This window comes from Massilia atriviolacea, assembly GCF_003953935.1.
Taxonomy (GTDB): Bacteria; Pseudomonadota; Gammaproteobacteria; order Burkholderiales; family Burkholderiaceae_D; genus Telluria_A; species Telluria_A atriviolacea.
Genome location: NZ_RXLQ01000002.1, coordinates 425,161 through 430,579 on the forward strand (window position 1 = coordinate 425,161; position 5,419 = coordinate 430,579).

6 protein-coding genes are annotated in these 5,419 nt (G+C 62.9%); all 6 read left to right on the plus strand.

Annotation, left to right across the window (positions count from 1 at the left end):
* Nucleotides 1-18: 18 nt before the first annotated feature.
* Nucleotides 19-1,299 (plus strand): FAD-dependent oxidoreductase, encoded by a 1,281-nt coding sequence (locus EJB06_RS04660; RefSeq protein ID WP_126072821.1) that lies wholly within the window; start codon nt 19-21, stop codon nt 1,297-1,299.
* Nucleotides 1,300-1,400: 101 nt separating this feature from the next.
* Nucleotides 1,401-2,156 carry an SRPBCC family protein gene (locus tag EJB06_RS04665; protein WP_126072822.1) on the plus strand — a complete coding sequence of 252 codons (756 nt, stop codon included), beginning with the start codon at nt 1,401-1,403 and terminating at the stop codon, nt 2,154-2,156.
* A 19-nt stretch (nt 2,157-2,175) separates the two neighbouring features.
* Nucleotides 2,176-2,958, plus strand: coding sequence for an SRPBCC family protein (locus EJB06_RS04670; protein WP_126072823.1), 783 nt, complete (start codon nt 2,176-2,178; stop codon nt 2,956-2,958).
* The gene (locus EJB06_RS04675) at nt 2,955-4,361 is read left to right on the plus strand and encodes an ANL family adenylate-forming protein (protein WP_126072824.1); all 1,407 of its coding nucleotides are present in this window, start codon (nt 2,955-2,957) and stop codon (nt 4,359-4,361) included. The genes EJB06_RS04670 and EJB06_RS04675 overlap by 4 nt, the downstream gene beginning before the upstream one ends.
* Nucleotides 4,362-4,363: 2 nt before the next feature.
* Complete coding sequence (locus tag EJB06_RS04680; protein WP_164557813.1) at nt 4,364-5,101, plus strand: SDR family NAD(P)-dependent oxidoreductase; 738 nt, start codon at nt 4,364-4,366, stop codon at nt 5,099-5,101.
* A 13-nt stretch (nt 5,102-5,114) separates the two neighbouring features.
* On the plus strand, nt 5,115-5,384 hold the full coding sequence (locus tag EJB06_RS04685) for an acyl carrier protein (protein ID WP_126072826.1): 270 nt from the start codon (nt 5,115-5,117) through the stop codon (nt 5,382-5,384).
* The last annotated feature ends 35 nt before the right edge of the window (nt 5,385-5,419 follow it).

Here is a 5,419-nt window from a genome sequence, read left to right on the forward strand (position 1 = left end):
TTCTCTCCAGGGAAAGACATGAAAATCAAAAAAGACAATGAATTCGATGCCATCGTGATCGGCTCGGGAACCTGCGGAGCGACCATTGCCAGGGAGCTGACGCGGCAGAACAAGACAGTGCTGATCCTCGAACGGGGCGGCAATACGGTGCTGAAAGAGAGCTTCATGGGCCTGGCCACCATCGCCGACCAGGTATTCCTGGGCGACGATAAATTGTCCACGGTGCGGGCGCTGACGACGGGCGGCTCGACCAGCCTGTATTTCGGGGTCGTCAATTACCCGCAGGAGGAAACCTTCCGCAAGGTCGGCATCGACCTGTCGCAGGAACTCGATGCCGTACGCAAGGAATTGCCGATCGCTCCCGTGCCCGATTCCCTGCTCGGATCGCAGGCCATCAAGCTGCGCGAGAGCGCCAACGCGCTCGGCCACGCCTGGCTGAAGAACGACATGCTGGTCGACCTGTCCAAGTGCGGCGCCGGTTATTCGTACGACGCCAAATGGAAAGCCAGAAGCTATGTCGACGACGCCGTCGCCCAGGGCGCCACGCTGGTCAACCGCGCCACGGTCCTGTCCATCATCATCGAAGACAAGGTGGCCGTGGGGGTCGAATACCGGGTCAAAAAGAGCATGTTCGGCTCCGAGATCAAGCGGGCCTACGGCGCCAGGATCGTGGTGGCGGCGGGCGAACTGGCAAGCCCGAAGCTGCTGCGCGACAGCGGCGTGCAGGGCATCGGCCAGCGCGGCTTTTACTGCAATCCGGGCTATGCCATCTACGGACTGGTGCCGGGACTGAACGCCAGCAGCGGCTTCGTGGGCAGCATGGGCTGCGTGTACGAAGACGGCATCGAACTGGGCGACGCCAACATTCCCCAGTCCCTGCACCGGCCGATGATGATCGGCGGCATGAAATTGCGCCACCTGATGGGCTTTTCCGACTGCATCGGCATCGGCGTCAAGGTCAAGGACAAGCTGTCCGGCCGGCTGAAGGAAGACGGCCGCTTCTTCAAGGACTTCGACAAGGAAGACATCGCCAAGCTCGACAAGGGCAAGGACGCCGCCATCCGCATCCTGAAGCAGGCAGGCGCCGGGCACATCGTCGACTTCGGCCTGACCGCCGCCGGACGGGTAGGGGGCCTGCTCAGCATCGGCGAGCACGTCGATCACAAGCTGGAAACGCAATTTCGCAACCTGCACGTGTGCGACGGATCGGTGATTCCCGACGACATGCGCGGCACGCCCACGGTGACCCTGGTCAGCATGGGACGCTATCTCTCCAGGCACCTCCTGAAGGCGCTGTAAGCGCGCCAGGCACAGCCGATGGCTACACGACGAACTTGGGTTCCCGCCTTTGCGGGAACGACGATTCATTTCACTCACTCTACGGAGCCTCAATGGAAACCTTGACACCAACCCAAGACGTCACGCCGGCCGCCGCGGCGCCGCCGGCAACGCCGAAGCGCAAAAGCCGCTTCGCCCGCTTCGCCCGCTTTGCCCTCTACGGTTTGCTGGCGCTGGCCGTCATCCTGGCGCTGTCGCACGTGCTCTGGAACCGCTCCGGCTCGAACGCATGGGAGCTGGCGATGGACAAGGAGGGCGTGAAGGTGTGGACCATGAAGACGCCCGGCACCGACCTGGTCCGGATCAAGGCCGCCACCCGCATCAAGTCGAGCCTGGCGGGCATGGTGAAATTGCTGGAAGACCTGGAAAGCTGCGTCGACGCCAAGTGCTACGACGCCAGCGTAATCCAGCCGATTGCGACAATGCCGAACCAGTACGCCGCCTTCGTCCAGTTCAAGTTCGACATTCCGGGCCTCAAGACGCGCGAATACGTCCTGCTGCAGGAGCACATCCAGGACCCGGTCAGCAAAAAGCTCGACATCAACATCATCGCCGCGCCGAACCGGATTCCCCGCGACGCCTGCTGCGTGCGCATTACCCACCTGCACAACCACTGGACCCTGACGCCGCTGAAAAACGGCGAACTCGACATCGAATTCATGCAGGACACCGACATCGGCGGCCTGCCTTACTTCCTGGCGAACCCGGCGCTGACCTACGGCACCCACGAAATCCTGCTCGGCATGCAAGGCCTGATGAACATGGCCAAGTACCGCGATGCGCGCCTCGCCAACATCCAAGAACTGTCCGCCGACTAAACCAACACCGGGAGAAAACATGCAAGCGCAAATCACCACACCGATGGCCGAAGCGGTCGCTCCAGCGGCCCACGGCAAGGCTGGCCCGTCGCGGCTGCGGCGTTACCTGAAGAACACCCTGAAGTTCCTGCTGGGCCTGATCGTCCTGAGCTTTTTCGCCAACTGGCTGTGGATACTGTCCGGTTCGAATCAGTGGGAGCTCAAGATCGACGAGGGCGGCACCCAGGTCTACACCCTCAAGGCGCCGGGCGCGACGATGCTCAAGATCCGGGCAGTGATGCAGACCAAGGAATTCACCCTCAGCAACCACCTGGCGCCCTTGCTCGACACCAGCATCCAGGACGACTGCGCCAGGTGGGTGCCTGGCTGCCTGAGCTACAAGATCCTGACACCCTGGAACCCCAAGACCCAGAGCAATGTGACCATGTGGACCCTGGGCATGCCGGGTCCGTTCTCGCCGCGCGAAATCCTGCTGCAAGGCCAGCTGACCCAGGACCCGGCGAGCAAGGTGCTGACCCTGGAAAATATCGCTGTGCCGAACAGGATCGCCCCGAACGACTGCTGCGTGCGCCTTTCGCATGTGCACAACGTGTGGCGCTACACCCCGGTGGGGGACGGCAACATCAAGGTGGAATTCGTCAACGACATGGACATGGGCGGTGCGTTTCCCAAGTTCCTGCTGAACCTGGGCGCCCCCGGAGAAATCCACAAGATGCTGACCGTCGACAACCCCAAGCTGCTGCGCCAGGAAAAATACCGCAATGCGCGCCTGGATTTCATCGATGAAGGCCTGGCCAAATGATGGCGGCGGCAATCAACTGGACGGGCGAGCGGCTGGCGCAGTTCGGCCGGCGCCTGGTCGCCATCGACGAATCGGGCGCTGTCACGTATGCCGAGTTCCTCGACAAGGTGGTGCTGTGGCGCGCCACTGTGGCGCAGTGGGGCGTGACGGCGGGCGAGCGGGTGGGACTGGTCTCGCACTACCACATCGACGTGGTGGCGCTGCTGCAGGCGCTGGTGGAGGCCGGCTGCATCGTGATTCCCCTGTCCGAAGACGACCGCAGCCTGTTCGACGAACGCCTGCTTACCGTGTGCGCCACCAGGCTGGTGACGGTGCCGGCCTTTGGTGAGATCGGCCCGGCCAGCGTCGCCTGCCGGGCGCTCCCGCCAGGCCCGCTGCATGGCTTGCTGGAACCGATGGTGGCGGCGGGGCGGCCCGGTGTCGTCATCTTTACCTCGGGCAGCACCGGCAAGGGCAAGGCCGTGCTGCTGGACTACGAACGCATGACGCAAAAGTTTCGCGGCAAGGTGCGCGATGCCTTCCGTACGCTGCTGTTCCTGAAACTCGACCACATCGGCGGCCTGAACACGCTGTTTTCGGTGATCTTTAACGGCGGCACCATCGTCACCTGCGCCTCGCGCCAGGCCAGGGATATCTGCGCCTGCATCGAGCAGTACCGGGTGGAACTGCTGCCGACCACGCCGTCGTTCCTGACCATGCTGCTGATGTCGGGGGTGCAGCGCCAGTTCGACCTGTCTTCGCTCAAGGTCATTACCTACGGCACCGAAGCAATGCCGGCCTCGACGCTGGCGAGCCTGCACAGCGCGCTGCCGGGGGTGCTGCTCAAGCAGACCTACGGCCTGTCCGAGCTCGGCATCCTGGCCACCAGGTCGAAGGATTCCACATCCAGATGGATGAAGATCGGCGGCGAGGGCTTCGAGGTGCAGGTGCGCGACGGCGTGCTGTGGATCAGGAGCGCGCAAGCCATGCTGGGCTACCTGAACGCGCCCAGCCCCTTCGATGCGGACGGCTGGTACAACACCGGCGACCGGGTCGAGGTCGATGGCGAGTACCTCCACATCCTGGGCCGCGAGTCGGAAATCATCAACGTCGCCGGCGAGAAAGTCTTTCCGATTGAAGTGGAGAGTTTTCTTCTCACCATCGACAACGTCAGGGACGTGCTGGTGCGCGCCAAAAAGAGTCCGGTGGTGGGCCAGATGGTCTGGGCCGAGTTTCTGCTGGACCAGGCAGAAGACAGCGCCACCTTCAAGAAGCGCGTCATCGAGCAATGCCAGCGCCATCTGGCGCCGTTCAAGGTGCCCGGCTTCATCACCATCGGCGACGACGACAGCCTGGTCGGCGCCCGCTTCAAGAAGATTCGCCTGGATAAGCCATTACCCGCAACAACCACACACGGAGCATGACCATGTCGGAATTGGCAAAGAAAGTCGCTGTCGTCAGCGGCGGCAGCAAGGGTTTGGGGTTCGGCATCTGCAAGAGCCTGCTGGCGGACGGTTACCACGTGGCCACTTTCAGCCGCAAGAGCACGCCCGAACTGGACGAATTGCTGATGCGTAGCGAAGGCCGGCTGTACTGGGAGGCGCTGGACATCTGCGACGACGGCCAGCTGGGCGGCTATCTGCGCCGCGTGAAAGACAAGCTCGGCCGCGTCGGCTACCTCGTCAACAGCGCCGGCATGGCCCACGAGGGCTTGCTCACGATGATGAAGAGCAAGGAAGTGGCGCGCATGATCCAGGTCAACCTGGAAGGCGCCATCAACCTGGCGCAAGCCTGCGTCAAGCAGATGATGGTCGGCCAGTTCGGCGTGATTCTCAACGTCTCCTCGGTGGTCGGGGTGCGCGGCTTCAAGGGCGTGGCGGCGTACAGCGCCACCAAGGCCGCCCTCGACGGCCTGACCCGCAGCATGGCCAAGGAGCTGGGGCCGGTCGGCATCCGCGTCAACTCGGTCGCGCCCGGCTTCATGGAAACGGACATGACGTCCGAGCTGACCGAGGCGCAAAAAGCCCGCCTGGTGCGGCAGACCCCGCTGGCCCGCCTGGGCCGGGTGGACGACGTGTCGTCCGTGGTGCGGTTTTTACTTTCCGATGCATCCGGTTTCATCACCGGTCAAACGCTCGTCGTCGACGGCGGCCTAACAGTCTGAACAGGAGATTTGCATGATGAGCAGCGAAGTGAGGAGTGTGATCGACAAGGTCATCCGAAAAATTGCCGAGGAACGCAGCCTGAGCCTGCCGGCGTTGAAGGACGACACCGAAATCGTGGACGAACTCGGGTTCTCTTCGATGATGGTGGCCGGCCTGATCGCCAACCTGGAAGAAGAGCTCGGCGTCGATCCGTTCCAGGACGAGGACGTGATGATCACCGACATCCGCACCATCAAACACCTTTGCGATGTGTATGTGAGCTGCCTCGCCCGCAGCCGCTGAGCACGGCGCTTCCGTTTTTCGAGAGATAGGACCGC